This is a genomic window from Myxococcales bacterium (genome assembly GCA_016706225.1).
Taxonomy (GTDB): domain Bacteria; phylum Myxococcota_A; class Polyangia; order Polyangiales; family Polyangiaceae; genus JADJKB01.
On record JADJKB010000015.1, the window covers coordinates 107,509 to 134,319 of the forward strand.

General features: G+C 67.0%; 25 protein-coding genes. 10 read left to right on the plus strand and 15 right to left on the minus strand.

What is annotated here, in order from left to right; genetic code table 11:
* Window positions 1–153 precede the first annotated feature (153 nt).
* The 9 genes from IPI67_23615 to deoC form a co-directional block, all read right to left on the minus strand.
* Window positions 154–426 (minus strand): EutN/CcmL family microcompartment protein, encoded by a 273-nt coding sequence (locus tag IPI67_23615; GenBank protein MBK7583173.1) that lies wholly within the window; start codon window positions 424–426, stop codon window positions 154–156.
* Window positions 423–737 (minus strand): EutN/CcmL family microcompartment protein, encoded by a 315-nt coding sequence (locus IPI67_23620; protein MBK7583174.1) that lies wholly within the window; start codon window positions 735–737, stop codon window positions 423–425. Before IPI67_23620 ends, IPI67_23615 begins: the two co-directional genes overlap by 4 nt.
* The gene (locus tag IPI67_23625; protein ID MBK7583175.1) at window positions 734–1,354 is read right to left on the minus strand and encodes a BMC domain-containing protein; all 621 of its coding nucleotides are present in this window, start codon (window positions 1,352–1,354) and stop codon (window positions 734–736) included. The genes IPI67_23620 and IPI67_23625 overlap by 4 nt, the downstream gene beginning before the upstream one ends.
* A 10-nt stretch (window positions 1,355–1,364) precedes the next feature.
* Window positions 1,365–2,798, minus strand: coding sequence for an aldehyde dehydrogenase EutE (locus IPI67_23630; protein ID MBK7583176.1), 1,434 nt, complete (start codon window positions 2,796–2,798; stop codon window positions 1,365–1,367).
* A 24-nt stretch (window positions 2,799–2,822) separates the two neighbouring features.
* On the minus strand, window positions 2,823–3,137 hold the full coding sequence (locus IPI67_23635; protein ID MBK7583177.1) for a EutN/CcmL family microcompartment protein: 315 nt from the start codon (window positions 3,135–3,137) through the stop codon (window positions 2,823–2,825).
* A 68-nt stretch (window positions 3,138–3,205) separates the two neighbouring features.
* On the minus strand, window positions 3,206–3,523 hold the full coding sequence (locus IPI67_23640) for a BMC domain-containing protein (protein MBK7583178.1): 318 nt from the start codon (window positions 3,521–3,523) through the stop codon (window positions 3,206–3,208).
* 50 nt (window positions 3,524–3,573) lie between these two features.
* Window positions 3,574–4,194, minus strand: coding sequence for a hypothetical protein (locus IPI67_23645; protein MBK7583179.1), 621 nt, complete (start codon window positions 4,192–4,194; stop codon window positions 3,574–3,576).
* A 3-nt stretch (window positions 4,195–4,197) separates the two neighbouring features.
* Window positions 4,198–4,833, minus strand: coding sequence for a hypothetical protein (locus IPI67_23650; GenBank protein ID MBK7583180.1), 636 nt, complete (start codon window positions 4,831–4,833; stop codon window positions 4,198–4,200).
* Window positions 4,834–4,861: 28 nt separating this feature from the next.
* Window positions 4,862–6,295, minus strand: a complete 1,434-nt coding sequence (gene deoC / locus IPI67_23655) for a deoxyribose-phosphate aldolase (GenBank protein ID MBK7583181.1) — start codon at window positions 6,293–6,295, stop codon at window positions 4,862–4,864.
* Between the two features lie 321 nt (window positions 6,296–6,616).
* On the opposite strand from deoC, the gene IPI67_23660 reads away from it, so the two are divergent.
* The 3 genes from IPI67_23660 (at window position 6,617) to IPI67_23670 (ending at window position 10,780) form a co-directional block, all read left to right on the plus strand.
* Window positions 6,617–6,991, plus strand: a complete 375-nt coding sequence (locus IPI67_23660; protein ID MBK7583182.1) for a Uma2 family endonuclease — start codon at window positions 6,617–6,619, stop codon at window positions 6,989–6,991.
* Between the two features lie 206 nt (window positions 6,992–7,197).
* Entirely contained in the window at window positions 7,198–7,980 is a 783-nt protein-coding gene (locus tag IPI67_23665) for a triose-phosphate isomerase (GenBank protein ID MBK7583183.1), read from the plus strand.
* Window positions 7,981–8,080: 100 nt separating this feature from the next.
* A complete protein-coding gene (locus IPI67_23670) occupies window positions 8,081–10,780 on the plus strand; it encodes an AAA family ATPase (protein MBK7583184.1) in 2,700 nt (899 codons plus the stop codon).
* A 15-nt stretch (window positions 10,781–10,795) separates the two neighbouring features.
* Here IPI67_23670 and IPI67_23675 read toward each other — a convergent pair whose 3' ends face one another.
* A complete protein-coding gene (locus IPI67_23675; GenBank protein MBK7583185.1) occupies window positions 10,796–11,671 on the minus strand; it encodes a formylglycine-generating enzyme family protein in 876 nt (291 codons plus the stop codon).
* A 373-nt stretch (window positions 11,672–12,044) separates the two neighbouring features.
* On the opposite strand from IPI67_23675, the gene IPI67_23680 reads away from it, so the two are divergent.
* Window positions 12,045–13,718: an IgGFc-binding protein gene (locus IPI67_23680; GenBank protein MBK7583186.1), complete on the plus strand. Its 1,674-nt coding sequence runs from the start codon at window positions 12,045–12,047 to the stop codon at window positions 13,716–13,718.
* A gap of 41 nt (window positions 13,719–13,759) precedes the next feature.
* On the opposite strand, the gene IPI67_23685 is transcribed toward IPI67_23680, so the two are convergent.
* The 4 genes from IPI67_23685 to IPI67_23700 form a co-directional block, all read right to left on the minus strand.
* The gene (locus tag IPI67_23685; protein ID MBK7583187.1) at window positions 13,760–14,437 is read right to left on the minus strand and encodes a hypothetical protein; all 678 of its coding nucleotides are present in this window, start codon (window positions 14,435–14,437) and stop codon (window positions 13,760–13,762) included.
* A gap of 146 nt (window positions 14,438–14,583) precedes the next feature.
* Window positions 14,584–15,534: a hypothetical protein gene (locus tag IPI67_23690; GenBank protein MBK7583188.1), complete on the minus strand. Its 951-nt coding sequence runs from the start codon at window positions 15,532–15,534 to the stop codon at window positions 14,584–14,586.
* 43 nt (window positions 15,535–15,577) lie between these two features.
* Window positions 15,578–15,970 (minus strand): hypothetical protein, encoded by a 393-nt coding sequence (locus IPI67_23695; protein MBK7583189.1) that lies wholly within the window; start codon window positions 15,968–15,970, stop codon window positions 15,578–15,580.
* Between the two features lie 186 nt (window positions 15,971–16,156).
* A complete protein-coding gene (locus IPI67_23700) occupies window positions 16,157–17,563 on the minus strand; it encodes a DUF1566 domain-containing protein (GenBank protein MBK7583190.1) in 1,407 nt (468 codons plus the stop codon).
* Between the two features lie 220 nt (window positions 17,564–17,783).
* Between IPI67_23700 and IPI67_23705 the strand changes: the two genes are divergently transcribed.
* The 6 genes from IPI67_23705 to IPI67_23730 all read left to right on the plus strand — a co-directional run bounded on the left by IPI67_23705 (window position 17,784) and on the right by IPI67_23730 (window position 25,609).
* Window positions 17,784–19,265, plus strand: coding sequence for a DUF4139 domain-containing protein (locus IPI67_23705; protein MBK7583191.1), 1,482 nt, complete (start codon window positions 17,784–17,786; stop codon window positions 19,263–19,265).
* A gap of 35 nt (window positions 19,266–19,300) precedes the next feature.
* Window positions 19,301–20,740: a DUF4139 domain-containing protein gene (locus tag IPI67_23710; GenBank protein MBK7583192.1), complete on the plus strand. Its 1,440-nt coding sequence runs from the start codon at window positions 19,301–19,303 to the stop codon at window positions 20,738–20,740.
* A gap of 113 nt (window positions 20,741–20,853) precedes the next feature.
* Window positions 20,854–22,080 (plus strand): VWA domain-containing protein, encoded by a 1,227-nt coding sequence (locus IPI67_23715; protein MBK7583193.1) that lies wholly within the window; start codon window positions 20,854–20,856, stop codon window positions 22,078–22,080.
* Window positions 22,077–23,222 (plus strand): hypothetical protein, encoded by a 1,146-nt coding sequence (locus IPI67_23720; protein ID MBK7583194.1) that lies wholly within the window; start codon window positions 22,077–22,079, stop codon window positions 23,220–23,222. Before IPI67_23715 ends, IPI67_23720 begins: the two co-directional genes overlap by 4 nt.
* Before the next feature lie 48 nt (window positions 23,223–23,270).
* The gene (locus tag IPI67_23725) at window positions 23,271–24,449 is read left to right on the plus strand and encodes a hypothetical protein (GenBank protein MBK7583195.1); all 1,179 of its coding nucleotides are present in this window, start codon (window positions 23,271–23,273) and stop codon (window positions 24,447–24,449) included.
* Complete coding sequence (locus IPI67_23730; protein MBK7583196.1) at window positions 24,422–25,609, plus strand: hypothetical protein; 1,188 nt, start codon at window positions 24,422–24,424, stop codon at window positions 25,607–25,609. Before IPI67_23725 ends, IPI67_23730 begins: the two co-directional genes overlap by 28 nt.
* Here IPI67_23730 and IPI67_23735 read toward each other — a convergent pair whose 3' ends face one another.
* Complete coding sequence (locus IPI67_23735; protein ID MBK7583197.1) at window positions 25,610–26,632, minus strand: hypothetical protein; 1,023 nt, start codon at window positions 26,630–26,632, stop codon at window positions 25,610–25,612.
* Between the last annotated feature and the right edge of the window lie 179 nt (window positions 26,633–26,811).

Sequence of the window (26,811 nt, forward strand, 5' to 3'; positions counted from 1 at the left end):
ACAAGCGTCGAGCCAAGGGAGCCAGCGCCGGCGCAATGAAAAAGAGGCAGCACCCTTTCGAGCACTGCCTCTCTGTCAGCCCTCGCGGGCCAGCTCAGCTCAGCGCCATCGACGAAGGCGGAGACGGGCCCGGCGGGTAGTTCACGCGCTCCGCTACGCTTGGCTCACTTCGTCGACGATCCCCACCACCACGGAGCGCACCGGCGCGTTCTCGACCTCGAGCAGCTGTCGCGCGCTGTTGCCCTCGTCTTCGACGATGACCATCTCGCCCACGCCCGCCCCCACGAGGTCGACGGCGACCACGTAGGTCTCGCCGTCGAAGGCGCCGTCGGGGGTGCAGGCCCGCACGATGAGCTGCTTCCGCCCCTGGTAGAAGGCGTGCTGCACCGTGCTCACGACGGTACCCGTGACGCGTCCCAGGATCATGACTCGCCCCCTTGGCGCTTGCGCGGATCGCCGAGGCCGGTCTCGTCGTAGTGATGTTGGTCCACGATGCCGACCACCGCGTGATCGACGGGTACGAACCAAGGGTCGTGGAGCAGCGCCGCTTCACGCGAGGCCTCCCAGGTGACCAGATCGCCGGTGCTGGCCTGCGCCGAGGCATCGGTCGCCACGAACGGGTCGCCCTGGGGCGCGAGCTCGGCCGTCAGCGGGCGCACGATCAAGAACTTGAGACCCTGCATGGCCTCGGGCTTCACGCTGGCGACCAGCGTGCCAATGACGCGTCCGAGCTTCATCCGAACTGCTCCTTGAAGAAACGCGTGCCCCCGCCCAGCACGCGCGCGACTTCGGGGTGGGCGTTGGCAATCACGATCGTCGAACACCCCTCAGAGCGCCCTCGCGCGAGGCGCTCTTTTGCCTGCTCCACCGCGGCCTCGACGTCGTGTTGCTTGCCCCAGAGCGAAGCGATGGCCTTGCCGCCGATCCCCTCCGCGACGCGCAGCTCGACGAGCTCGACGTGTGTGTTCTTGAGGGCCGCATCCACTGCGCTCACGAGGGTAGTGCACGAGCGCGCCTCGAGCATACCCAGCGCGTCGCCGGGCGCGGGAAAACGGCGAATTCCCTGGTGGAATGCCGGCACGATGCGCAACTCAGCGTCGGGCAAGAGGATCGCGTCCACGAACGAATCCTGCGCGCGGGCCTGGGCTCTCTCGAAGGACATCTCCACGGCCGCGACCGCGCCGGCAAACGCGATGAGGAAGTGCCCGTGATGGAGCGTCCCGGCGCCGATCAGCACGACCGGTGCCTCCTTGGCGATGGCGTCGAGCGCCAGCAGGCCCGTGGGGATGTCGCCCAGCTCGATCAGCGCGAGCGCGGGCCCGGCGACCTCCTGGGCAGGGCTCACGCTTGCCATCGCTTCGCGCTCAGACGATGCGGAAGTGGTCGACCATCGTGCAGCGGCGCCAGCGTGAGAACGAGCGTGCCGTCGTCAGGCCCTCACCCGTGGGCGACGCGATGGTGAACGACGTGTAGCCCTCGCCGTCGGCGCCCAGACCGGCGATGGCCCGACCGTTCTTGACGAAGATGCTGCAGTTGCACTTGCGAGCCATGCGCGAGAGCGCCGCGATGTCGTGCGAGTGCATGGTCGCCGTGTGGAAGCAGCCACCCTCGGCCTCGACGGCGAGATCGATGGCCGCGTCCACCGTCTTGACGCGCGTCAGCGGGAGCACCGGCATCATCTGCTCGGTCCAGACCAGGGGATGGTCGTTGGGCACGTCGATGAGGATGCAGCGCACCTCGGGACCGCCCGGGATCCCGAGCTCCTGGAGCACCAGCGAGGCGTTCTTGCCCACGAACTTGCGGTTGATCACCGCGTGCCCGCGTGGCCCCGCGTTCTTCTCGAAGATCACCTTCTCCAGGCGGGGAATGTCCGAGGCCTTGAGCTCGACCGCGCCGTTCTTCTTCATCGCGGCCTTGAGCGAGTCCGCGACCGAGTCCACGCAGATGACTTCTTTCTCATCCACGCAGATCACGTTGTTGTCGAACGAGTGGCCCATCACGATGTCGCGCGCGGCCTTGTCGATGTCGGCGGTCGGGTCGACCACGGCCGGCGGATTGCCCGGTCCCGCACAGATCGCCCGCTTGCCCGAGTGCATCGCCGCTTGCACCACGCCGGGACCGCCGGTGACGACGACCAGGCGGACGAGCGGGTGTTTCATCAGCGTCGTCGCTGACTCGATGGTCGGCTCGGCTACGGCGGTGAGCACGTTGGGCGGGCCGCCGGCGGCCATGATGGCGCGGTTCAAGCCGCGGATCGTGGTCGCGCACACGCGCTTGGCGCCAGGCGCGGGGTTGAACGTGACCGCGTTACCCGCCGCCACCATCGCGATGGCGTTGCAGATGATGGTCGACGATGGGTTGGTGACGGGCGTGATGGCGCCGATGACGCCAAACGGCGCCGGCTCGATCAGCGCGAAGCCGTCGTCGCCCGTGTGGGCGATGGGCATGAGGTCTTCGGTGCCCGGCGACTTGTTGGTCACGAGCAGGTTCTTCAGGAGTTTGTCCTCGAAGCGCCCGAGACCGGTCTCGTCGCAGGCCATGCGGGAGAGGTTCTCTGCCTCGCGTCGCATGCAGACGCGCATGGACTCGATGATGAGCTTGCGTTGCTCGAGGCCCAGGGAAGAGAGCGCAATGAACGCAACGCGAGCGGCCTTGATGGCCTCGTCGATGGAGCCAAAGATGCCGTCATCGCCGGAGGCAGTCGGCGCCTTTGCTGCGGAGTGCGTGTGCGGCGCCGAACCGCCGCTCAGCCGGTCGGCGATTGCCTCGGCGATTCGACGGATCTCATCCGGGCTCATCGCCGCTCTCCGCCGGGCGCGCTGTTAGTCCGCATACCCGTGCTCCTGCCCGTGCTTCTCGAAGCGTGTCTCGCCGCCCACGTCCCAGGTGTCGACGATGGCCATGATGACAGCGTCACAGGGGCGATCTTTCGTGACCTCGGTTTGCCGCGCCGACGAGCCGGATGCGTAGAGCACGTATTCGCCGACGCCGCAGCCGACCGCGTCGTTCGCCACCACGTAGCCGCCTTCGGCCATGGTCTCGGGGTTCACTTGGCGCAAGAGCAGGAACTTCAGCCCGTCGAGCTTCGGATCCTTGCGCGTCGCGACCACGGTCCCGACCACCTTTGCTAAGAGCATCGTCCACCCTTCCTAAGCACCCCTCTGCCCGGCGCGAGCACGAGCAAAGGGGGCTTGCCGGGAAAGTCTTACTTGCCGCCCCGCGACTTGAGCTCTTGCTCCACCTCGGCTTGGCGCCCGAGCGGCAGCACGAGGTCCACGTTGACGTGGGGACGCGCGATGATGTGCGTGGCCACGATTTCGCCGACGCGCGCTGCGTTGGCTTGACCGGCGTCGACCGCGGCCTTCACCGCGGCGACGTCGCCCCGGATGATCGCGGTGACGTATCCACCGCCGGTCTTCTCGTAGGCCATGAGCTCGACCTTTGCCGCTTTGACCATGGCGTCGGACGCCTCAACCATTGCCGCGAAGGAGCGGCACTCGATCATACCCAATGCTTCGGCCATTTCCGTTCTCCGTGTTGCTGAGGCGTTGTCGTACCCGCCGCTCGTTGTCGTTACTTACCGGCTCGCCCAACGAGCCCTTTGATTGCTCTCTCGGCCGCAGGCACCGCTACATCGATGTCGCGGTCACTGCCCGCCAGGTAGACCCGCCCGAGGGACCCGAAACTCACGATTTCGAGCACCTTGATGTGGGCTGCCTTCTCTGCCTCGTTCGCGGCGAGCGCCGCGTTGGCGGCGGGCTGCACCTCGAGCGTGTAGAGCGTCTGTCCGGCGACGATCATGTGGCCGTGGCGCACGCGGTTGATGAGCTGCGTCTGGCGATCGTCGAGGTGACGGATGACCGTCGAGGACAGGATCTCGGGTTTGATGCGCGCTGACTCTTCCGCGCCGATCTCGGCGAGGATTGCCTCGCCGGCGCGTCGAACCTCGGCCTGCTGGTCGTGGTGGATTTCGAGCAGTCCGTACAGGCGCTCGACGATCTGCATGCCGGGCTTCACCCCAGTCGCCTTGATGGCGATGTCGGTGAGTCGGTTGATCTCGATGCCGGGGGCGATCTCGATGAAGAGCGACGCCTGGCCGCGCACCGGCAAGAAGCCCTTGGCCACGGTGCCGAGGAACGCGGCGTGCTGCGGCTGCAGCGAGTCCAAAAATACGAAGCTTCGAAGATCGATCACGGCTCAGTCCTTCCGCGAAGCCTTCGCCTCGCGTCCCTTCAGCGACTCGATCGCCTTTTCGGCGGCCACGCTCGCCACGTCGATGTCACGCTGCTCGCCGCCCAGGTAGATACGCCCGAACGCGCCCGTCATGCGCACGTCCACGACGTTGATCTCGGCGGCCTTCTCGGCTTCGTTGGCGGCGAAAGCCGCGTAACCAGCCGGCTCGACCTCCATGATGAAGAGTGACTCCTGGGCGATCAGCATCATGCCCTGGCGGTTGCGGTTGATGAGCTGAACCTGGAGGTCGTCGACGTGTTTGATGACCTGCGACGAGAGCACTCGGGGTTTGATGCGGTCCTCTTCCTTGAGCTCGAGGGCCGCCAGGATCGCGATACCCGCCTGCCGCACGTCGGCCTGGGAAGGGCTGTGCAGCTCGAGCATGCCGTACAGGCGTTCGACGATCTGCATACCGGGGCGGACGTCGGTCGCCTTCACGGCGATGTCGGTCACGCGGTTGATCTCGATGCCCGGGGAGATCTCGACGATCAGCGACGCTTCGTTCGCGACCGGCAAGAACCCCTTGGCGATGGTCCCCAGGTACGCCGCGAGCTGCGGCTGAAGTGAATCGAGGAAAACGAAGCTTCGGAGGTCGGCCATCGTGGCTGCTTCTCACCTTTCGGGGCTGCTAGTACGCAGCCTTCGCGGACGCTTGGTCGGATTTTTCCCCGCGCGACTCCTGAACGATCTTCACTCCGACCGACGCACCAATGCGCGTCGCGCCGGCCTGGATCATCTTGCGCGCGTCATCCACCGAGCCGACGCCGCCCGATGCCTTGACGCCGAGCCGGTGATCGACGGCCGTGGCCATCAGCGTGACGTCGTGGACCGTCGCGCCGCCCTTCGCGAACCCGGTCGAGGTCTTGACGAAGTCGGCGCGCGCCTTCTTGGCGGCGACGCAGCCTGCAATCTTCTCTTCGTCCGTGAGCAGGGCCGTCTCGAGGATCACCTTCAGGATCGCGCGCCCCTCGTGCACGGTCTCTGCGACGGTACGGATGTCGTCGTAGACGTATTTGTGGTCACCCGACTTGAGTGCGCCGATGGCGATCACCATGTCGATCTCGCGCGCTCCGTCGCGCAGCGCGCGCCGCGCTTCGAGGGCCTTGATGTCGCTTGGGGTGGCGCCGAGCGGGAAGCCGACGACCGTGCAGACCAGGGCCGAGGAGCCCTTGAGTTTGTCGGCGCAACGCCTGACGTGCACGGGGTTCACACACACCGAAGCGAAGCCGAATTTGGCCGCTTCGGCGCACAGTTTGTCGATGTCCGCGTAGGTGGCCTCGGGCTTGAGCAGCGTGTGGTCGATGAACTTCGCGATGTCTTCGGGCACGGCGCCGAGCCCCGGCGCGCTGGCGAGGCGCATCGGGCCGTTTCCGACGATGGCCCGCACGCTGTCCGCCCGCTTCGAAATGCAGTTTCCGCAGGCGACGCACACGCCGTTTTCACAGAAGCTCGGCGCGCCGCCGGGCATGTCCGTCGCTCCGGAGAGCAGCGTCGGGTTCGCGCTGAGCACGTCGACGATCGCTTGGACGAGCGATGCACGGTCTGTGCTGGGCATGAGCTCGCTGGTCCTCGTGGTGTCGCTGAACGGCGGGAGGCTGCGCCCGTGGTCGAGCGCGTCGATCATCGCCACCCGGCGCTTGTGACGGTCCAGAGTACAATCGGTCGTGAGAAAGGCGTCAAGGACTTTGATGGCGGTTTCTTCGCTCAGATAGCCGGCGCCGAGCGTGAGCAAGTTGGCGTCGTTGTGCTCGCGCGCGTTCCTCGCCGTGGCGACGTCGAACGCCATCGCCGAGCGCACGCCCGGGACTTTGTTCGCGACCATGCCGGAGCCGATGCCGGCGCCGTCGACCACGACGCCCCGCCACGCCTGACCACGCGCCACGGTCAGTGCCGCCGCGGTGGCGAACACCGGGTAGTCACACGCATCCTTGTTGTGCGTACCGGCGTCGATGATGGCCACGCCCTGCTTCGAGAGGTGGCGCTTGAGCGCCTCTTTCAGGTCGAAGCCACCATGATCGCTGGCAAGGACGACTGGCCCGGCCGCGTGAATGGGCGTGCTCATCGGGAAGGGACGGACGCTAGCTCAGGCGGCGGGATCATGGAAGCGCGCTCGCCATGGGACGCCGGCAGTTGTGGTGGCTACCATTCGCATCCGCCTCATGATCTCGCGCGCGGCGCTCCTCGCGGACGACCCTGGGAAGTCCCCGGCGGGGGAGAACGCGCTTCTGCGCCAGCCGCTCCTCGTCGCCGCGCGACGCGCTTCGTGACACCCGACGGGCCGACGGGGTGATCGGTTGCGCGCCCGAGCTTCGCGGCGGCCAGCGCCCTCGGAGAAGAGCTCGGGCCACCCTTCAAGCGTGGGCGCGGTGGGCCCGGGGGTTGGATCATCCTCGACGAACCCGAGCTCCACTTGTCAAACGACATCCTCGTCCCGGATCTCGGGGGTTGGAAAAGGACCCGCATGCCCGCGGTCCGAAACGAGCCGTATTTTACCCTCGCGCCCGACTGGGTGTGCGAGGTGCTCTCACCGTCGAGCACGAAGACCGATCGCGCTGACAAGTTGCCAATCTACGCGCGCGAGGCCGTTGGCCACGTGTGGCTGGTGAATCCACTTGACCATACGCTGGAGGCCCTGCGGCTCGAGACCGGGCGCTACACCAGCCTCGCCGTGTGGCGCGATGCTGCTCGTGGCCGAGCCGAGCCTTTCGAGGCCATCGAGCTCGACCTCTCCATTCTGTGGGCCGATGTGCAACTCTGACGTCAGTGCGTGAACGGCGGGTCACCTCGCTGCCAGCGCGCTCCAGTGGGCTTCGAGGAAGGTTCTCCAGGACGTTTGCTTGCCGCGCTCCGGAGCTGGCTCGGCGTGAACGGGCGTGCTCATCAGGAGGCAGCGACGCTAGATCAGGCGGCGGGATCATCGAAGGCAGGAGCCTATTGTCGTGGGCTTCCCGACGCCGTACGCAGATGGGCGTGAATCCCGAGCGCAGACCCTTCATCGCCGGCAACTGGAAGATGAACCTCGGCGGCCCCGAAGCCAGAGAGCTGTCCGGCGCGGTGGCGAGCGCGGTTCGGTCGTTCGACCGCGTCGACGTGCTCGTCGCCCCTCCGTTCACCGCGCTCCACGCCGTCCGCGCGATGTTGGACGAGGCCGAGAGCCGCGTCGCGCTCGGTGCGCAGAACATGAGCGACGAGGACGACGGTGCGCTCACGGGCGAGATCTCCAGCGCGATGTTGCGCGCGATGGGCGTGACGTGGGTGCTTCTGGGTCACAGCGAGCGCCGCCAACGTTGCGGCGAGACGGACGAGCTCGTCGCGAAAAAGTGCGCGCGGGCCATGACGACGGGGCCGAGACCCATCGTGTGTGTCGGCGAGACCCTCGCCGAGCGGGAAGCAGGAACGACGCTCGCGGTGGTCGAGCGGCAGGTCAAAGCGGTGCTGGGGGAGCTAGTGCGCCAGCCAGGCTTTGGCGCCATCGCCTACGAGCCGGTGTGGGCCATCGGCACGGGCAAGGTGGCGAGCCCCGAAGATGCGGAGACCGTGCACGCGTCGATTCGCGCGATGCTGGCCGGAGCGTCGGACGCCCTCGCGAGAGCAACGCGGGTGCTCTACGGCGGCAGCGTGAAGGCCGACAACGCGGCCCTCCTCTTGGGTCAGCCCAACATCGACGGCGCGCTGGTCGGGGGTGCGTCACTGGACGCGGCGGGTTTTGCTCGGATCGTCGCAGCCGCCGACCACGCGCCTCAGTGAGTCGGCTCCAGCCCGCCCACGGCTGGCCGGCGGGCGGAGCGCTGCGCGGCCGAGGTGCTGTCGCTCGCCGACTTGGCGGTCGTGGCCGTACAATGGCCGGGTGACGAGCCGACGCCGTGGGCCCCGACTGGTCGGACGCGACGCGGAGCTAGCGGAGATCGACCAGCTCGTCGCGGAAGCACACCTCGTGTGCGTCGTCGGGCCGCCCGGCGTCGGCAAGACGGCGCTCGCGCGCGCTTACTGGGCGGGCCTGCCGCGGGGGCGCTCCTGGTTCTTGAAGCTCGGCGACGCAGGTAACATCGACGCGCTGATCTCCGCCTGCGCCCGGGCCATGGACGTCTCCGTCGCCGGCTCCAGCTCGACCGAAGCTGCGCTGGATCGACTGGCAGCGGCGCTCCGAGCTCGCGGTCCCGCGGTGCTGGTGGCTGACGGACTGGACTCGATCGCCGCTGCAGCAGCCGAGGCCATCACCCGACTGCTGGCCACGGCGACCGAGTTGCGGATCGTCGTCACCTCGCGGTCCCCTCTGATGCTCGATGCTGAAGAAGTGCTCGAGCTTCGCCCGCTGTCACTCCCGGACGGCCCCGACCTCACCAACTCGGCGGCCGTCGAGCTGTTCATCGAGCGCGCTCGGGCCGTGCGCCCCGGCTTCACCGTCGCCGACGAAGACGCTCGACAGCTCGCGGCGCTGCTCCGCCGCGTCGATGGCCTGCCCCTCGGTATCGAGCTCAGCGCGTCGCGAGTCGGAGTGCTCGGCATCGGCGAGATCCTGGAGCGCCTCGAGCGCTCGACCGCTCCGCCTCTGTTCGCAGCGCTGGAGGCCGCGTGGAACCTGCTCGGTCAGGTCGAGCAGACTGCACTCGCGCGGGCCAGCGTGTTTCGGGGCGGGTTCGGGGTACTCGCGGCCGAGGCCGTGCTGGCTGATGGCGGCGACCTCGCCCCAGTCCTGGATCTTCTGGAATCCCTGCGTCGAAAGTCGATGCTGATGACGGAGCCCAAGACGACGCGATTTGGCGAGCACCGCTTCTTTCTTCTCGAGAGCCTGCGCCGGGTCGCTGCGGCGAAGCGGCCCGCCGATGCCGACGACGCGCGCCAACGGCACGCTGAGTACTACACTGCGTTCGCCACGAGTTGGGCGGCGCTGGTAGACGGCGAGCGAGCTCTCGAAGCGGTGCACCGTCTGGCCCAAGAGCGGGACAACATCCGTGCCGCCGCGGATTACCATCTCGACGCGGTTGCACGGGGCACGCAGGCGGTGGAGAACGCCATTCGGACGTTGATCTCCCTCGAGCGGCTCGCGATCACCTCCGACCCCGTCGCTTGGTACATCGAGCGATTGACGCGTGCACTCGAGCAGTCGGGCCGGATGACGACACCGCGGCTGGTAGCCGCTGCGCTCGCGACGCGCGCCACTCTGCTGTTGTTCATCGGGAGAGGCGCCGCGGCGGTGGAGGACTATGAAAAGGCCCAAGCCATTGCCGATGCCGCCGGCGAGCTCGAGATGGCCGCGCGCATGCTCGCGGCCTCCGCGGTCGCGCGCTCGGGGTTCTTGCCGGAATCGGACGCGGGTCGACACGAGACGCTCCAGCAAGCGCTCGCGGACATGCGCCGGGCACTCGACGCGCATCCAACGCGAGACGTGCGCCGGGCGACGATGCTGAACAACCTGGGCGCGATCTACGACCGCATGGGAGACAAGCGCCGCGCCGAACAGAGCGTCGAGGAGGCCATCCTCTGCCATGAACAGAGCTCTCGGGAGTCATCCCGCCTCGCCACCGCGCTCGCCGGTCGAGGTGAGCTCCGTCTGTACGCCGGGAGGCTCGGCGAGGCCGAACAAGACCTCACGCGCGCGCTCGCCATCAGCCGCCGCTTCGCCGATCCGCGGGCGCAGGCCTACGCACTCACTCAACTCTCCTTGATCGCGCTCGAGCGCGGCCTGGTGAGCGAGGCCCGCACCAAGCTCGAGCGCGCCCTCGAGCTGCATGCCGAGCACGCCTTCCGCTGGGTCGATGGCTTGGCTCGGGGACTTCTGGGCGACGTCAGGCGAGCCAGCGGCGAGCTGCCCGCCGCCGAGCTCGAGTATCGGACCGCCCTCGAGCTCGCCAAGGAACGAGGTGACACGCATGGAGAAGCAAGGTTGCTCGCGGCTCTCGGCGCTGTCGCGGCAGCCCGCGGAAACGCAGCCGCCGCGTCCGAGCTCCTGGGCGGGGCCGAGCGAGTGTCCGGTGACGCGAAGGACCGTGCATTCGTGAGCATCGAGCGCGGACATACCGAGCTGGCGGCAGCGCGCGTCGCGCGCGACCAGGGTGATTCGAGCGCCGAGCGCGCGCTGCTCGCTGGCGCCCGGGCCAGGTGCCTCGCCGCGACCTCGCCGGAAGAACCGCTCCTGCGCATCGCGCGCGGGCGCCTCGAGCTCGCGCTCTCGGCCGAGCTCGACGAACACGCGGCGCCTCCGGCTGATCTGTCTGGAGTGCTCGCGGTGGTAGCCGCCGACGGCAGCTCGTTCCAGCTGCCGGACACGACCGTTGTCCGGCTGAGCCGACGCCGAGCGCTGTGTCGCGTGCTCGAGGCGCTGGCGGCGCAGCGTCTCGTGACCCCCGGCGACGGTTTGTCGGTCGAGGAGCTGGTGCGCGCCGGCTGGCCCGGGGAAAACCCTTCGCGCCACTCCGGGGTGTTGCGGGTCCACAACGCGATCTCCACGCTGCGGAAGCTGGGTCTGGGCAGCGCTCTCGGTCGGCGCGAGGATGGATACTTCCTGGATCCGGACGTGCGCGTCGGACCACCGAGGCGCCCCGCCTGAGCTGCTTTCGGGGGCTCAGTCCAGCGTGCGCGCACAACGCAGACCCACGTTGGACGCCGCGATCGACGCGGGTAACCCCGAGCGATGTGCGGCACGGACTTCCTCTGGCGTGCAGTTGTAGGAGCCGCCGCGCATCACCCGGAGTCCTTCGCTGCTCACACCAATGGGGTTCAGCGTGGGCAGGGTCGATCGGTCACTCACGTAGCCGTCGTGTGTCCACTCCCAGACGTTGCCACTCATGTCGTAGAAACCCCAGGCATTGCCCTGTTTTCCGGCGACCGGATGGGCACCGCCGGAGGCGTTGAACAGGTACCAGGCGATCTGATCGAGGCCCACGTCGAAGCCGCTGCAGTTGACGATGTCACCGTTGAAGATAGGCGTCGAAGTGCCCGCGCGATTGGCGTACTCCCATTCGGCCTCGGTCGGCAGACGGTATCCGTGGCAGGCGTAGGGTGAGAGCGCTTCCACGCACTCGGTGCCGACCGCGGTCGTTTGACAGGAGTAACAAGGGGTCAAGCCGGCGTACTTGGAGTAGCCGTTGCACACGGCCGCGGCGCCGTGAAAGCTCACCAGTGACACGGGGCAGCTCGAGCATCCCGCGTAGGCTGGGTGCTCCGCTCCGAAGACGGTGGCGTATTCAGCGAAGGTCACCTCCGTGGCGGAGAGCTCGAACGGATGGCTGAGGGTGACCGCGTGCAAGACTTGATTCTGTGTGCCGTTGCACGACTCGGTCTTGGGTGCGCCCTCGGTGTAGCTCCCCGGTGGGAGCTGAAGCCAATGGCCAGGAGCAGGTTTTTCGGGCGTCGCGGGACCCGGATCGGGCGGCTGGCCTCCAGCCCCTGCGTCAGGCGCCCGGCCACCCTCCCCCGACCGGGCATCGGGGGTCGGCACGCCGCCCGCCCCTGAGCCCGTGTTCGGAGCTGCATCGCCACCGCCACCCAGACCGCCACCGCCATCGGTCGCGAAGTCCGACGCACCAGGCGTCCCGCCGGGTGCGGCGGAGCAGGCGGCGATGAAAATCAGCGCGGCGCTCCAAACAACCCTCGCGAAGGCCAGCGCGGTTCGCCGAAATCCGAGCTCCTGCGGCGAGTGCAAGTGAGGGTTCAATCGTCGGTCGGTCATGACCGTTCTGTAGCCAGCGTTGGCCATTTCGGGCGCTGAAAATCCGCTGAAACCTGGCGGGCGGCTCGCGCGCCACGTCTTTCAGCGTTCTTTCAGCACCCGTGTACGCGAGATGGCGCCACCTTCACTGGTGGAGGCGAACATGTGGATCGGAAGCCGGATCTTGCTGGGCTCTGCAATCGTCGCGACCGCGGTGAGCTGCGCGGCAACGGACGACGTGGTCGGAGTATCCGCCCCAAGTGTGGGGGGTGCGGGTCCGACGGGAGGTTCGGGCGGGGGTGCTCTGCCCGTCGGCGGGGCGGGCAGCGGGGGCGCGCTCAACATCGACGCCGGCGGCGACGGCTCGCTGCTGGGTGATCCGTGTGACCCCGACAACCCCAACCCCTCGTACGTCGGCTGCGACTTCTGGCCGACCGTGACCACCAACAGTGTGTGGGAGGTGTTCGACTTCGCGGTGGTGGTTGCCAATGCTGGCGTCGAGACCGCCAGCATCAAGATCGAGAAGGATGGACAGCCGCTCACGACCGGTGAGGTCCCGCCCGGAGAGCTCCGCAAGTTCTACTTGCCCTGGGTCCCCGAGCTGAAGTGGGAGGCCGGGACCAGCTGCGGCGCGCTTGCGTCCATATCGCAGTCCGTGCGGGCCGTTGGCGCGGCGTACCACCTGACCAGCAGCTCGGCGGTCACCGCTTACCAGTTCAACCCGCTCGAGTACCGCGGCCAGGGCGGACCCGAGGGCAAAGTTTGGGATTCTTGCCCTGGTCTCCAGCCGTGTTTCACCAACAACAACCAACCCATCGGCTGCTACTCGTTCACCAACGACGCATCGCTCTTGCTCCCGAGCAATGCGTGGACCTCGACCTACCGGGTCATGGGACAGAAGAACTACAAGAGCGGGAGCTTCATCGCCATCACCGCGGCCGAAGACGGCACCACCGTGCAGGTGAAGCTGGCCAAGAACGCCGACGTTCAGCCGGGCACCGGCGTCGCGGCCACGGCCCTCGGCAGCCAGGCGGAGCTCACGCTCGATGCGGGCGATGTGGTCCAGCTGATTGGCGACGTGGGCCGCGACTTTGCCGGCTCGCTGGTGTTGGCCAACAAGAAGATCCAGGTCATCTCCGGTGCGCGCTGCACACAAGAGCCGCAAGGCACCCCCGCCTGTGATCATCTGGAGGAGACGGTGCTCCCGGCAGAAGCCCTCGGCACGCGCTACTTCGTCACCGCGCCCACGGCCGTCCACGGCAACGTCGTGGGGCATCACGTCCGCATCTTCGGCAACGTCGATGGCACGAAGCTCTCTTATCCGTCTGGAACGCCGGCGGGCGCACCCACCCTGATTTCTGCGGGCGAGGTCGTCGACCTCGAGCACGTGGAACAGGACTTCGAGGTGGTCGGCTCGAGCGCGTTCGGTGTCGGGACCTACATGCTCGGCGGCATGATCCAGGACCCGCCGACCAGTGCCGGCGACGAGGACTACCAAGGTGACCCTTCCCAGAGCTTCACCGTGCCGGTCGAGCAGTATCGGAAGAAGTACGTGTTCTTGGCGCCGGACGACTACGACGTGAGCTACGTCGACGTGGTCGCGCCCGAGAGCGCTAGCATTCAGATCGACGGCAACCCCGTGACGGCAAACAAGCACTCGATTGGCTCTGCGTACGCCGTCCTCAGGGTGAAGCTCGGTCCGGGCAACGGCGGGGCGCACGTGCTCGTCGCTGACCAACCCGTCGGCATCCAGGTGATGGGTTACGGCACGTTCACGAGTTACCAGTACCCCGGCGGGGCCGACATCCAGCGCATCTCATTGCCGCCGGTCAAGTAACGGCGGGACCGACGGCGCGGAGTGCGCTCGACGCGCTCGGCTCACTGTACGCAGAGTGTCGCGCCGGGGTGTGGGCTCGACTTGCAAAATCCCGCCGGGCGGCCGGCAAAGAAACAGCAGTGCGGCCCCAGCGAGCCGCACTCGGCGGCGCCCCAGCAGGTTGGTTGCTCGCCCTCGGAGCACTGGGCGCGACACGCCGCAGGGGTCGAGGGAAACAGCGTGTTCGCGCAGCAGCGCTCGCCGCTCGCGCAGTCCTCTGGCCCATCACATTGTCGTGTGAGGGCCGAGAGCCCGCAGCTCACGCTCGCAGGGATGCACTGGAACGCGGGCGGATTTCCGCTGCCTTCGCCGGTGATGCAGCAATGCTGCGCACCGGCCTGACAGGGCGTGTTGCTGCAGCTGATCACCGCTCCGTTGGATACCGGTCCCGAAGCGCCCCCGCCCTGACCGCCGCCACTCCCCGAGGCGCCGGCTGCACCTGCTTCGACGGCCTGCCCCGCGTTGCCGCCGAGCGCACCGTTGCCGGAGCCCCCCTGACCTCCAGCGTTGCCAGCGTTGCCGGCGCTTGCCCACGGGCCTCCGTCCAGCCCTCCGGGGGTGGTGCTCGCGCCGGAGCTGCCGCCGGCCGCGGGCGCAGCCGAGTCTTCCGCGTTAGCTGCCGAGCAAGCGGTGCAGGCCGCCACGACGTACACCATCGACCCGAGCCGCTGAAGGTTCATGCCGTGAGCATGAGGACTTCAGGACTGCGCGCGCATGAAAGATCGCTGAAACTTCAGCCGCAGAGCCTGGCTCAGCTCGATCGCTTCCAGCTGGCACTCCCAAATCCCGTTGTTGGCCGCGCTGGCAGTTCTTTCGAGGCAGGCTCTCAGCCCTGAACGGGCACCTTCGCCGGGGAGAGCTCCTCGGCAGCGTCGCTGTGGGTCCAGGCCGGGCGTTCGACGCTGGGCACGTACCTTTCGTCGATGCGGCGCTCGACCCCATCGTCGCCGATCAGGTGAACGTGGTGCCCGTAGCGCCACAGCGCCGGCATCTGGGCTTCGGCCGCAGCGCGATCGATGAAGACATAGAGCACCTTGTCGATGGGCTTGTCGGGGCCAAACGGCTGGAGCAAGCGGGCGGCCGCCGCGTCCAGCATCTCCTGTCGAGACACCACGCGCCCATGGACCACGAACACCAGGGAGCGGTCGTTGCCCTTGTGCAACCCCTCGAGCTGGGTCTTGAACTGGTGCGCGAAGGTGATGAAACCCGACATCAGATCGGAGTGGGTGCCCTGAGCCTGGGCGAGCGCGTCCTCGAGGTCGAGTGAGAAGTCGTGCAGCTGGACCAGCGTCGTGTCGTTCGGACCACGCAGGATGCGCGACGGTCCGGTGGCGAGCCAGCGTCGCGACACGAGCCGCTCGTGGCCGGTGCCCTGGAAGGCGCAGCCCCAGCCCAGCCGGTAGTGCAGCTCGCCGAACGATGGCGACCGATAGCTCCAGTCGTGGAAGGTGGCGAACGACGCCACCGTGAACGGAATGCGACCCAGGCGCCGTACCAGCGATGGCGGGTCGAGCTCGTAGCTGTGGTTGAGGCCACGCACGCAATCGCGCTCGATGGTGAAGCTGTCCACCATGCCGTTCCAGCTGGCGCTGGGCCGCCTGCCGATGCCGGCGACGAGTGTGTCGACCCACTCGTCGTCCACGCTGACCGCCTGCATGTCGATCTCGACCTCTTCGGGCAGGCCCACAGGGGTCAAGCCCTGCTCGACGATGGCCCGAGCGGTGGCTCCCAGGTCATCGCCGCTGAAGCAGTAGATCAGTTTCCGGATCGCGGCCATGCCACACCTACAGAGCCCTCGTTCGCGTTGGTTGCGGGTCGAGTCACATCCAGACAGCCCACGGATTGCCGGCGGGCGGAGTGCTGCCCGGCCGACGCGAGCTGCTCCCTCCCGCGACCGTGTGGCCTTCGAGCGTGCCGACGGCTTCGACGGAGGGCCAGTTCGCGGCGTCCGCGCGCAGTGCGTCGTCGAGCTCTGCTTCGAAGGTCCCCGCCAGGAGTTTCCCCCACGACAGCAGCGTCGCGGCAATGGCCCAACGCAACTCCACCGGCCTGCGGGTGCGCTGAGCTGGCTGCCGCGCGGCCAGCGTCACGAGCGCGGCGCGCGCCAGGCCGAGGGTCGTGCGCCCGAGACTCAGCTGGCCGTGAGCCAGTGGGCGGCTTCGGCGCAGGAACTGGGACCAGTATTCGTCGAACGACCGGAATTGTGAGCTCATCGTTTTGCGACCTCGGCTCTCGGGGGAGCCGCCCGATTCGAGCGGTAGCGAAGGATCGATCGATGGGCCAAGTGTTGGGACGTCCCGCCAGCAGGCCGCGCGTCGCACACCGGGGCGCCGTTTCACCGGCAGCGCGTTCGCCGCCGCTCTCCGTCAGCGCAATGAGAAGCACAGGGTCGCCTGCGCTCAGCGCACGCAGCGCACTCGCTCGTTCGTATACGCCTGGGGCTGTGAGAAGCCCGCTCCAATCAGGACCGCCCAGTTCTGGCTCGTTTGGTACCCAACTGTTCCCGACCAGTACCACGTGCTCACCGAGGTGAAGGCGGGCGGAAGCGCTGGCGACGTAAGGGTCGGATCCGGAAGGGTTGCCAGCTCTCGAATGGTCGGCAAGCGCCAGCCCCCGCCGAGGAGACCGAGCCCAGCGCAATAGCTCGTCGCGGTGGCCTGTGTGTAGACCTGGTTTGTTGGAGCGGCCTCCCACGTCAGCGAAGTCTCGTTGTCCTTGACCACGCCGTTCGTCGAAGAATCGAAGCGCGGTCCGCTGGGCGCGCCCGTGCCACGAACACACCGATAGGCAGCCAGGTCCGCGCTACTGGTATCGATGTACGACATCTGCCCGATCCCACCGTGGACCACGACCCAGCGTTTGGTCGAGCCCGCGAGCAGGGTCGAGCTCCAGAACCTTGCGCCAATGGCGGTAGCGTTCGACACCCCCGGAAACACCGTCGGATTGAGCGCAGGATAGATGCGAGTGAAGTCCGTCAGGCTGATGAGCTCTGCTCGGGTCGGTAGGCGCCAATCGCTGTACCCATCAACGGTCGATGCGGCGCAGTTCGAATCGGCGGTGGTCCAGTCGGACCCGCCGGTCGCCGCCGAGCGTTCCCACATCAGGCAGGTGGTGTGATCGAGCGCCACGTTGGTCGAGAGCGAGGTGGTGAACTCCGAGTCCGGCCGAGCGTCGCCCGCAATCTTCCAGAGCGGGTAGTGCGCGGTCCCGTCGCCACCGGTGGCGCCGAGTGGACAGGCGCCCGCGTCGGCGGGCGGAGCGTCAATCGCGGAATCGCTCGCGTCCGTGTTCGAGGCATCACTCGGGGCGTCGCTCGAAGCGTCGCCGCCCGCGTCCGCGGTCGACCCACCGGATGCGGCATCGGTGCTCGCGTCGCCCGCTGAACCATCGACCGAAGCGTCTCCACCACCCGCTCCGCCCGTTGCACTGGTTCCGCCCGTGCCGCCCGTTGCACCGGCTCCGCCCGTGCCACCCGTTGCACCGGCTCCGCCGCTGCCACTTGCGCCACCCGTCCCCGCGCTTCCGCCGAGCGAAGCATCGCCACCTGCGGTCCCCGCCGCTCCGCCGAGTGACGCGTCGCCGCCGGCTCCTGCCGCGCCACCGCTGCCACCGGAAGCACCCCCTGAACCCGCAACACCGCCGCCACCTTGTCCGCCCACGCCGCCCGCACCCCCAGAGCCCGACGCGCCGCCCGTTGCGCTGCCACCTACGGCTCCGCTGCCGCCGCCGCCGGGGGCTTGGTTCGTGCTCGAGCTCGAACACGCTGCTGCAACCATCACCCACGCCACGAAGGGAATGCCCCGCATGCCGAGCAGAGTACACGAACGGCGCGGTTGAAATCAGCGTGAGGTTCGCTTCCGAGGTTCTGCCCGTCGAAAGCAAGTCCAGTCCGATGGTTGCGCCGAATCGCGCGGCGTCTGTAAGCTCCCGGCCGCGCGGGGCGTTGCCGTCCCGGAACCCTCAGATTTCGGTCGAAATCTTTTCTGTTTCTGATGCGTCTCCCGGGGCGCATCCCGAGGACTCCCGATGAACCACGGAACATCTGCGCCTGCCTGGCGTGCGGCGCTCGTGATGTGCGCGCTTGCGCTGCCGGCCTGCGCAGGCAAGGAGCCGAAGCTCGCCGAGGGGGGCGAGTTCTCCGGCCCGACCACACAAAGCAAATCGACCGCCAAGGAGCGGCAACAGGTCGCGATCACCGTCTACAACCAGAACTTCGGGCTGGTGCGCGAGATCCGCACGCTCAACCTCGGCGAGGGCAAGGTCTCGCTCGAGTATCGCGACGTGTCGGCGAACATCCAGCCCGAGACGGTGCACATCAAGTCGCTGGACGGGGACGACGCGCTGACCGTGATGGAGCAGAACTATCGCTACGACCTGCTGAGCCCGCAGAAGCTGCTCGAGAAGTACGTCGACAAGAAGATCAAGGTCTATCGCTACAACGAGAAGCTCGGCCGCGAAGAGATGAAAGAGGCCAAGGTGCTGGCGGTGGAGCAAGGCACGGTGCTGGAGATCGACGGCGAGGTGACCTACGGCGTTCCGGGGCGGTTCGCCTTCCCCGAGGTGCCGCCGAACTTGATCGCAAAACCATCCCTGGTGTGGCTGCTCGGCAGCCGGAAGGCCAAACAGCGCGTCGAGGTCAGCTACCTGAGCCAGAACCTGAACTGGGTTGCGGACTACGTGATGGTGGTCGGTGCCGACGACAAGGCGGGCGACCTGAACGGCTGGGTCACGCTGACCAACAACAGCGGCACGGACTATGAGAACGCGGAGCTGAAGCTGGTGGCGGGCGACGTGCAGCGCCTCCAGCCGCCGCCCGATGAAGAGCCTGCGGGCGGCTTTGGCCCCAACGACGCCACCATCCGCGTGCGTCCGCAGTTCAAGGAAGAGGGCTTCTTCGAGTACCACCTGTACACGTTGCAGCGCCCGGCAACGCTCATCGACAAGGAGCAGAAACAGGTGACGCTGCTCGAGGCGCACGACATCGGCATCGACAAGAAGCTGATCTTCTGGGGCGCCGAGTACTACTACCGGGGCAACTACGGGCAAGTCGTCTCGAACCAGAAGGTCGGTGTGTATCTCGACATCGAGAACAGCGCCAAGAACCGTCTGGGCATGCCGCTGCCGAAGGGAACGGTGCGCGTCTACAAGGCCGACAAGAGCGGCGCCAAGCAGTTCATCGGGGAAGATCGCATCGACCACACCGCCCGCGACGAGAAGCTCCGCATCAAGATGGGGGAGGCCTTCGACGTCGTCGGCGACCGAAAACAGATGGAGTGGACCGCCGTCAGCAGCTGCGTCTCGGAGAGCTCGTGGGAAATCGAGCTGCGCAATCACAAGGACACGGCCGAGAAGGTCGAGGTCTACGAGCCCATCGGTGGGGACTGGGAGATGGTCCGTTCGAGCCACCCTCACGTGAAGAAAGACGCCCACACGTTCACGTTCGACGTGGCCGTGCCCTCACGAGGCAAGACCAAGGTCACGTACCGGGTGCGGGTGCGCTGGTGCTAGGAACGAGATCTCGCGTGCGCGCGGAGGCCAATGCGATGAAGAAGCTCAGACTCGGTTCACAGGCCCTGCTCGGCGCGCTGGTGCTCGCGGCACTGACACCCGGCGCGCTCGCCCAGACCAAGAAGGTCTCCACCGCCGAGCAGCGCAAGGAGGTGAGCATCACCGTCTACAACCAGAACTTCGGTCTGGTGCGCGAGATCCGTGAGCTCGACGTCGGCACCGGGACCGTTGCACTGGAGTTCCGCGACGTGTCGGCGAACATCCAGCCCGAGACCGTGTCCGTCAAGTCACTGTCCGGTGGCGACTCACTGAGTGTGCTCGAGCAGAACTACCGCTACGACCTGCTCACGCCCCAGAAGTTGCTCGAGAAACACGTGGGCAAGAAGGTGCGGGTCTGGCGCTGGAACGAGAAATTGGGCAAGGACGAGGCGTTCGACGCCGAGGTGCTGAGCGTCGCCGGTGGCCAGACCGTGATGAAGATCGGCGGCGAGATCACCTACAACTTCCCCGGGCGCATCGCCTTCCCCAGCGTGCCGGACAACCTGATGAGCAAGCCCACTCTGGTGTGGAAGCTCGACAGCAAGCTGGCCAAGCAGAAGATCGAGGCCACGTACCTGACCCAGAACCTGAACTGGAAGAGCGACTACGTCTTCGTGATCAATGACGCGGACACGGCGGGAGATCTCACCGGCTGGGTGACCCTGGTCAACCAGTCCGGCGCCACCTACAAGAACGCCAAGCTCAAGCTGGTTGCCGGGGACGTGCAGCGGGTGAGCGGGCGCATGGCCGCCGGCTACGGGCGCAAGGCCATGAGCGCGAAGGACGTCTCGAAGGAGGAGCGTTTCAAGGAGGAGGGGTTCTTCGAGTACCACCTGTACACCCTGCAGCAGCCGACGGACGTGCTCGAGAACGAGCAGAAGCAGGTGACGCTGCTCGAGGCGAAGAACGCCAAGGTCAAGAAGAAGCTGATCTACTTCGGGCAGCAGTACTGGTACCGCGGCAAGTACGGCGAGGTGCAGAAGAACCAGAAGGTCGGCGTCTACCTCGACGTCGAGAACTCGAAGCAGAACGGCCTCGGCATGCCGCTGCCCAAGGGCACCGTGCGCGTCTACAAGGCGGACAAGAGCGGGGCGAAGCAGTTCATCGGTGAGGACAGCATCGACCACACCCCGCGGGACGAGAAGATCCGCATCAAGATGGGCGAGGCCTTCGACGTGGTGGGTGACCGCAAACAGATGGAGTGGCGCACGCTCGGGGGTTGCACGTCGGAGAGCACTTGGGAGATCGAGCTGCGCAACCACAAGGACAAGGCCAGCCAGGTCGAGATCTACGAACCCATCGGCGGCGACTGGACCATCATCGAGAGCACCCACAAACACGACAAGAAGGACGCCTTCACCTTCAGCTTCGACGTCAACGTGCCCGCCAACGGCAAGACCAAGATCCGCTACAAGGTGAGGGTGAAGTGGTGCTGAGGGGCTGAAGGTCCGCGTCGCAACCCCGTGACCGGCGGGTAATGACCGGACGACCGCGCTGCCTTCGAAACTCGCTTCGCTCAAGGCTGCAACGCGGTTATCGTGGGCCAGAGATGTCTTCACGAATGTGGCGGGGCGGCGCCGTGGTGTTGCTGAGCTTCTTGCTCGGCGCGTGCGGCGTGAATGAACGAGAGGTTGGGCCCAAATCCACGGGCGGAGCTGCGGGCGCGGGTGCGGTCGGTGGCTCGTCCGGGGCGGCGGGCACCGGCGGCGTTGCCCAGGGCGGCGCGGGTGGCGGGGGTGGTGTCGGTGGCGTCGGTGGTGTCGGTGGTGTCGCGGGACAAGGGGGCTCCGGCGGCCAGGCCGGCAGTGGCGGCCAAGCGGGAAGCGCTGGCTCCGACGCCGGCGTTTGCAGCCCTAGCTCCGTCGTTGCCACGCCCAAACAGCAGCCCGCCGACCTCGTATGGGTAGTCGACGGATCGGGCAGCATGGGGGAGGAGTCCGCTGCCGTTCAGAAGACCCTGAACCAGTTCGCAACGCTGATCGGGAAGAGCTCGATTGACGCTCGGATCATCCTCTTGGGAGGGTCGCTCTCGAACACACAAGGGATGGGCATCTGCGTTCCGCAACCGCTAGGCTCTGGAAGCTGCGGCAAGCCGGATGGAGACAGCAAACCGCCCGGTTATACCCACATCCCCGACACGGTCGGTGGCACCGACGCGCTGCAGGTCTTCATGAACAGCTACCCAAAGTGGAAGTCGCTCTTGCGCGCCGGGTCGTCCAAGACCGTGGTTGTCGTCAGCGACGACGACTCCGGGCTTCCCGCCGCCACTTTTTCGGCGAACTGGTCCCAGAAGGATTCGCCGTGGACCGTCGGCTGGGTCGTGTCCGGCATCTTCGGGCGATCCGCGTGCCCAGGCGTCAATCTCGCCCCCGTCTACGACAGCCTGGTCACGTCGACCCAGGGTGTGGCGGTGGATTTGTGCAACAACGGCCAGCAGCAGACCAACTTCTCGGGGCTGGTCGGTCCGCTGTCCGCCGGCATCATCTCGAACACCAACATCGACTGCAACTGGGACATCCCGCCGGGGCCCCCAGGCGTGCAGTACAACTGGTCGGAGATCAACCTGGCGTTTTCTCCGAAGGCGGGGCAGTCAGACGAGATCCTTCACGTCGCTGATCAGACGGCATGCGGCATCAAAGGCGGTTGGTACTACGACAACCCGACCTCACCCACGCGCATCTACGTCTGCAACACGACCTGCACGTACATCCGAGACAACAGCAAGGGTGAGCTCAACGTGCTCTACGGCTGCCCCACGAAGAACCTCGTTCCATGACTCGCTCCGGCATGGTCCGGTTGGGCGGAGTGGCCTTGCTCATACTCTGGTCGTGCTCCGTCGATCGTCGCCAGGTCGATGCGGCGACGCCGGACGCGTCGGCTGGAACGGCGGGGGCCGGACTCGGCGGCGCTGGGGCGGGCGGCCAAGCGTCCGGGGGTGCACCAGCCGGCGGTTCCCCGAGCGGTGGCTCGTCGACCGGCGGCATCGGCACCATCGTGGGAGGGAGCGGGGGAACGACCCCGGACGCCGAGGTGTGCCAGGTCTCGTCCCAGTCGGTTCCGATGCTGAGCGTGAAGGTCGACATCGTCATCGCAGTCGACACCACAGCCAGCATGGTCCAGCTGCTCGACGAGATCGAGACCGGCATCCCCGTGCTTGCCAGCACACTTGCCCAGTATCACGTCGACCCGAAGATCATCGTGCTGGCCGTGCACTGGTTCTGCGTACCGAAGCCACTGGGTTCGGGTCAGTGCAACAACAACGCTGACACTCTGCTCTACGGCTACGTGCACCACGGCGTGGCCATCGACAACTACGACGCGCTCGACCAGATCCTCACGACGTATGACACCTGGAAAACGTCGTTGCGCCCCGACGCTGTGACCAAGAACCTCGTGATCATCAGCGATGACAACTCGGCCGTGCCCTACCAGACGTTTCAGACTTCATGGAGCAAGAAGGACCCACCCCTCACGACGGGCTGGCGGGTCTCGGGGCTCGTCACCAAGACGCAGTGTTCGAGCGGCGGCGTCGGCGTGGAGTACTCCAAGCTGATCGCGGCGACGGGCGGGTCGGAGGTCGACTTGTGTGTTGCGTTTGCACAACCCAGCTCCGACCCGGCGGGGTTTGGTAGCAAGCTCGGCCTGGCGTTTGCAAACGACGCTGGCTGTCAATGGCAGGTGCCCTACCCGCCGCAAGGCTCGCAGTTCGACCCCGAGAATTTCGGCGTCGAGTTCACCACCAAGGCCGGCGTCAAGACCAGTGTCCCGCATGTCTCCAGCGCGGCGAAGTGCAGCCCCCTCGGTGGCTGGTGGTACGATGAGACGACCGTCAAGAAGAAGGTCGTCGCCTGTCCGAGCACCTGCGACCAGGTCCGCCAGACCACCGGAGCGGTGAAGGTGACGTTTCAGTGCCCCTGACCGGTTAGCGACCATGTCGCCGGCCAAGTCCGGTGATATCATCGCGCGATGGGGCGAAGGCCGGCGCGTTGGGTGTTGGTGCTGGCTGCGGTCCACGTGGGGTGCTCGGTGGACGAACGCCCCGTCGAACATTCGGCGACGGGTGGTCAGGCAGGTCAAGGTGGGCAAGGCGCTCAGGGCACGGGCGCGACGGGTGGTGTCTCGACCGGTGGAAGCGCGGGTCCGTCGGCGACGGGCGGTGCCGCCGGCGCGAGTGGCGCAGGGGGCGCGTGTGTCGGCGCCGCCGTGTCCATCAACAAGCAGCTTCAGCCCGCTGACATCGTCTGGATCATCGATGGGTCCGCGAGCATGGTGGAGGAAGCCACGGGTGTGGAGGTCGCGCTCAACCAGCTCGTCTCTGATCTGGCGAAGGCGACCATCGACGCGCGGGTCGTGTTGCTCGGGGCGACCAAGGCGCCGGGGCCCTACGTCTGCCTGCCCGGTCCTCTGGGCTCCGGCAACTGCAGCTGCCCTCCGCCGCCCGTTCCTTGCGACAGCAATGGCGCCGACTCGAAGCCGCCTGGCTACACTCACGTGCCGGCCTCGGTCGGCAGCGTCGACGCGCTCCAGGTGTTCATGACCAGCTACCCGAAGTGGAAGCAGGTGCTGCGCGTCGAATCGTCGAAGACGCTGATCGTCGTCACCGACGACAACTCGGTGATGTCGGCGCAAGCCTTCCTGTCCCAGTGGCCCAACACCGATTCTCCGTGGACCACCAACTGGGTAGTCTCTGGGATTTTCGGCCGCAAAGCCTGCGTTGCAGTGGCGGCCGTGGGTTCGGTCTACGAAGCGCTCGTCACACAGACCAAGGGCACCGCTAGCGACATCTGCGATGCGAACGGAGTTCCGATCGTGGACTTCAAACCGGTGCTCGCGTCGATTGGCGACGGAATCATCAAGAACTCCACCGTCGACTGCAAGTGGAGCATTCCGCCCGGCCCGTCCGGTGTGAAGTACGGCTGGCAGGACATCAACCTGTCGTTCGAGCCCACGGCGGGGGTCGTCAACGCGCTGAAACAAGTTGCCAGCGCCGCGGCCTGCGGCATCGAGGGCGGTTGGTTCTACGACAACCCGACCACTCCCGAGAAGATCGAGGTCTGCGCCTCCACTTGCGCGTTCATTCGCGACAAACCCCAGGGCAAGCTGAGCGTGCTCTACGGATGTCCAACACGAAAGCTCACCCCGTGAGCTCGCCGGCGGTTTCGAGGCAGACTCATCGGTTGTGGGGAGTCGCGCTGCTCCTCTCGAGCTGCTCCGTGGACCGCCGCGAGGTCGAAGCGCCGTCACCCGATGGCGGCGGGGGTTCGAGCGCGACAGGCGGCACGCTCGCCACCGGGGGCGCGAGCGCGAGCGGAGGCGTCAGCGGCGCCGGCGGGGCGAGCGGCGCAGGCGGCACCCTCGGCAGCGGTGGCTCCGCTGGCAGCGCGGTGGGCGGGGCAAGCGGCACCGGCGGGACCACGCCGGACGCTGGATGTGTCCCCGTGGAGCAGGCCGTCGCGGAAACCGTTGCTCCCGTGGACGTGGTCTGGGCCATCGACGAGGCGCCGAGCAAGAACCAGAACGCGCTCACCACGGTCCAGTGGTCCATGAACAACCTGTTCCAGAAGCTCAACCATTTCCCGATCGATCTGAGATTCGTGGCGCTCCACACGCCCGCGTTCTGTGCGGCGCCCCCGCTCACCACTGGGGCGTCGTGCCCTGGAGCCAACCCACCAACCTACAACCCGCTGACCGTGCCGGTGGTTGGAGCGCAGTTGCTCCAGATGGTGCTCGACAACTTCTCGTCTTTCGAGGGTTACCTGCGCCCGAACGCGGTCGCACGGGCACTCGTTTTCGTCGCTGACGACAACTCGTCCCTGGGTGCGACGAGCTTCGTGACCGAGTGGTTGAAGAAGGGGAAGACACCACCGAACAGCGGTTGGATCTATGCGGCGCTGGTCGCGCAGTCGACCTGCTCTGGCAGCACCGTCGGGAGTGAATACACCAGCTTGATTGGCACCTACGGAGGTGTACTCGGCGATGTGTGCCCCGCGTTCCAGAGTGTGAGCCAAGACCCCGACGGTTTCATCGCCAAACTGGCCAATGCCATCAACTACGCGCCGGGCATCGGCTGTTATTGGGTGATCCCGAACCCCCCTGCCGGTTTCGACAAGAAGCTGGTACAGGTCGCCAGCAAGTCGCAGTCGCTGCAATACGTGTCCTCCAGCTCCAGCTGCGGCACCGACACGGCGTGGTATTTCGATGACCCGAAGGCGCCGACCAAGATCGTTGCGTGCCCGGCCTTGTGCAAACAAGTGCGCGACAAGGCGCTGCCGGGAGCGATCGCCCTGACGTTCTTGTGTCAGTGACTAGAACCTGACCGCGGCGGCTGCGCCGACGCTGCTCCTCGAAACGAGCGGTGCGGCGCTGAAGTGCGAACGCGCCGCCTTCTGAGTGGACGGCGAAGTTGCCAGAAGCACGACCCCGCCGAGCGCGAACAATCCGCCGGCGACGAACGAAACCGTCTCCGCCGTCGCCGCGTTGCGCGCGTCGTCCGTCAAGCCGTTGATCCGGGCTTGGTCGCCGTCAGCGCAGTTCTTGCCCGTCGGGCAGATCGCGTCGCGGTCTTCGACCTTCCCGCGCCGCTGCGCGTCGAAATAGAAGCCGAGGCCGATGCCGATCACTCCCAGCCCCGCGCTGGCCCACCCGAGGCTGGACTGAACGCTCTTCGACTCGCGTCGTGAGCCGTCGTTGTTTGGCGCGGCACCTGCGCTGCCGTTGGAGCGCGGGCCGGCGGCCGCAGTTGCATTGGGATCACGTTGCAACTTCGGCACCGTGAGCGTCTCGATGACCCCGTTCTTTTTCACCCGAACCCAACCGCGCCAGGTCTGCATGCCGGGTGCCCTCGCTTCGATTTCATGGGCGCCGATGTCCACCGGAATGGCGCTACCCCAGAGCGCGCGCCCCAACGGGCGTCCATCTTGGCGCACCTCGATGTCGATCAGCTCGGAGCTGGCGGGCACGCGGACGATCAGCTTGGCGAGTTTTGGCTCGAGCGCTGCCGCGCTCTCGCTAGCCACGTCTTTCCTGGGATCACCCCGCTTCTCCGCCAGCTCCACCGCATCTCGCCAGCTGGCCCAGGCGCTGGCCAGGAGATCGGCCTTCTCGTAACAATCAGCCAGGTGCAGCAGCGCACCCAGTTGAGGGTCGAGGCGGTGGCTCTCTGCGTACTTCGCGCAGGCTCGCAGGTAGTTCCCATCCGTCATCAACTTCTCTGCTTCGTCATACAGCGCGACCGCCGCCGCCACTTCGGCGGCTCCGGCGGGGACCTGTCGCGCGCACAGCATCACGTGCATCAGCGCCGCGAGCGCCAGCCAGCGAGACGCCCTCAAGTCCTGCCCCCGAGCTGCTTTCCGGGTTTGTCCGCCGGCGTTTTGGGTTCGACGGCGGGTGGGGTGGGCGGTTTGGGCGCGGCCTTGGGCTCGGGCGGCGGGGCCTCCACTTTGGGTTTCGGTTTCGTGCGCACGGAAGGCGCAGTGGCTTGGGCCGCGCCGGCGTCGCGCGCGGGAGG